This window comes from Streptomyces flavofungini (assembly GCF_041028215.1).
GTDB lineage: Bacteria > Actinomycetota > Actinomycetes > Streptomycetales > Streptomycetaceae > Streptomyces > Streptomyces flavofungini_B.
The window spans coordinates 1-2746 of the sequence record NZ_JASKYR010000957.1 but is presented as its reverse complement, the minus strand read 5'-3'; the positions used below and the strand labels follow the sequence as shown (position 1 = coordinate 2746).

The 2746-nt window shown below is 72.1% G+C and carries 1 protein-coding gene; it reads left to right on the top strand.

Annotation, left to right across the window (positions count from 1 at the left end; genetic code table 11):
* Positions 1-338 precede the first annotated feature (338 nt).
* Positions 339-2746: TIR domain-containing protein (locus AB8Z36_RS37075; protein ID WP_369217781.1), on the top strand; the 2408-nt coding region annotated here is incomplete at its 3' end.

Genomic DNA, 2746 nt, shown 5'->3' with positions numbered 1-2746 from the left:
GTCCGATCGGCTAGATTCCCCCCCCCCCCCCCCCCCCCCCCCCCCCCCCCCCCCCCCCCCCCCCCCCCCCCCCCCCCCCCCCCGCCGGTGTTCCCCCGCACGATCCCTCCCGACCGGCGCCTCCGCTGACGCGATCCGACGGGAATCTAGCCGATCGGACCACCACGCGTTCGAGAGTTGCGCAATATGGCTGTAATGAGCCTGGCGCAGGCATTACGGTCGATCCACCGCGCGCCGGGTGCACCAGCTCGGGGCGCTCCACGGGGGGCAGATCACGCATGGACGCGACCGGTGCAAGAGCGTATCCCCACGACGTCTTCATCTCCTACAGCCACCAGTTGGACGATGTACCGGCGGCGGCCTTCCAGGCGGCGGTGGAGCACTTCGGACGACCGTTCTACCGTTCGCGCGACCTGCGCACCTTCAGGGACAAGACCAACCTCACGGCGAGCCCCCACCTGTGGCGGGACATCGAGAAGGCGCTGAGCGAGTCCGCGTGGCTCATCGTCATGGCCTCGCCGAAGGCGGCGGACTCCCCCTGGGTGTGCAAGGAGATCCAGTGGTGGCTCGATCACCGTGACACCGGCACGATGCTCTTCGCGTGGACGGCCGGAACGATCGCCTGGGACGCGGCGGCGGGCGACTTCGACTGGGAGTCGACCGACGCGCTGCCCAAGACCGTGCTCACGGGCGCCTTCGCGTACGAACCGCGCTGGGTCGACCTGACCTGGCTCCGTGACCACAAGCGCATATCGCCCCGCCACGACAGGCTCGTACAAGCCGTCGCGGAGTTCGTCGCCCCCATCCGCGGCAGGTCCAAGGCGGACCTCATCGGGGCACACCTGCGGCGTCAGCTCCGTTTCCGGCAGACGGTCACCGCGATCAGCGTCGTCCTGGCGATCCTCCTAGGTGTCTCCGTCGTCGCCGGAGTGCGGGCCGACAGGGCGAGCGACCGGGCCGCCGAGCGCCAGCTCACCGCGACCTCACGGCAGTTGGTGGCGGAGGCGGCGTCGATCCAGGACACCCAGCCCGATCTCGCGCGGCAACTCCTCGTGCAGGCCTACCGGTTGTCCCCCACCGCCCAGGCCGCGGGGGCGCTGATCGCCAGCGCCGCCATCCCCGACGTGCTGCGCACCAGCGGCTTCTCCGGCCCGATCGGCTACAGCCACGACGGGAAGCTGCTCGCCTCCGCGTCGGACGACGGCGTGACGCTGTACGACACCGGATCCAACCGGCGCCTGGGTCTCGTCCGGCCCCAGGGGCGTTCCGTCACCGCTGTCGCGTTCAGCCCGCAGGGGCGGCGGCTCGCCGTGGGCGACGGGGACGGGTACGTACGCCTGTGGGATGTCGCGACACCCGGGAAGCCGCGTCGTCTCGGCACCGTGCGTCCGGATGACGGCGACATCGAAGCGCTGGCGTTCAGTGCGCGCGGGGCACGGCTGGCGCTGATCAGCGGTGCGGCCGTACCGTATGCCGTCGACGTCAGCGATCCGCGACACCCCGAGGTGACGGACTCCGCGCCGGGTACGCCGCTGTCGGGAATCTACGACAGCGTGGCCGTCAGCCCCGACGGCTCCCTGGTCGCGGCGTCGTACGAGGCGGGCAAGGTGAAGGTGTACCGCCTGTCCAAGCGGGGGCGGCTCACCGAGGCGAGCACGAGAACCAGCCCGTCGAACGCGCTCACCTTCAGTCCCGACGGACAGTTCCTGGTGGCCTGCGGCGACGAGGACACGGCACGGGTGTGGGACGTGAGCGATCCGGACCGGCCCGAGCAGGCGGCCTCGCTGAGCGCGCTGTCCTCCCTGGGGATCGGCTCCGTGGCGTTCAACGACCAGGGCACCACGCTCGCGACCGGGGCGGGAGACGGCACGATCCAGCTGTGGGACGTGTCCGACCCGCTGCGCCCGGCGCAGGGCGCCCGCCTCACCGGTCACTCCGGGTCCGTGCACGCGCTGGCGTTCGCCCCGGACGGGCGCACACTGGCGTCGTCGGCGTCCGACGGGGCGACTCTCGACCCGACGGGCACCGAGGCGCGGAACGGCTCGGTGCGGCTGTGGAGTGTGGACGAGGCGCAGCGATCCTCCTCACGGGTGTTCCTGCCGTCGGGCCACATCTCCGGTCAGCCGTTCAGCCGCGACGGAAACACGCTCGTCGGCGGCCTGCCCTCGACGCTGTGGTGGGTCGGCGGCGACGCGCGGCCGGGGCGTCTCGCCACCCTGTCCACCTTCAACGTCGGTGGCCAGCGGGTGTCCTTCAGCCCCGACGGCCGCCGCCTGGCCACCGGTTCTCCCCTCAAGTTGTGGGACGCCTCCGATCCGGCGCGCCCCAAGGAGCTCAAGTCCGCTCAGCCCAAGGAGGGTTCGGACACCGTCGTCTTCAGCCCGGACGGCGCCCTCGTGGCGGTCAGCCAGGAAGTCGGTCTGAAGCACGGTGTGGGCCTGTGGAAGGTGGACGGCTCCGCGTCCCGCCGCCTCTCGGTGCTGCCGGTGGGCGGTTCGACCGACCTGCCCCTCACCTTCCTCGGCGACGGCACGATGCTCGCGACGCTCACCAAGGACGCGAACGACGTGCAGATCTGGGACATCGCCGATCCGGCGCGCCCCGAGCGGGCGGCCACGGTCCGGCTGGGCGCCGCGCGCCCCACCGCCCTGGCGGCTGCCGGGCGGCTGCTGCTCACCGGGGACTCCCATGGGGCGGTGACGGCATGGCGTGTCACCGGCACTTCCACGGTCACCCGGCTCGGCAC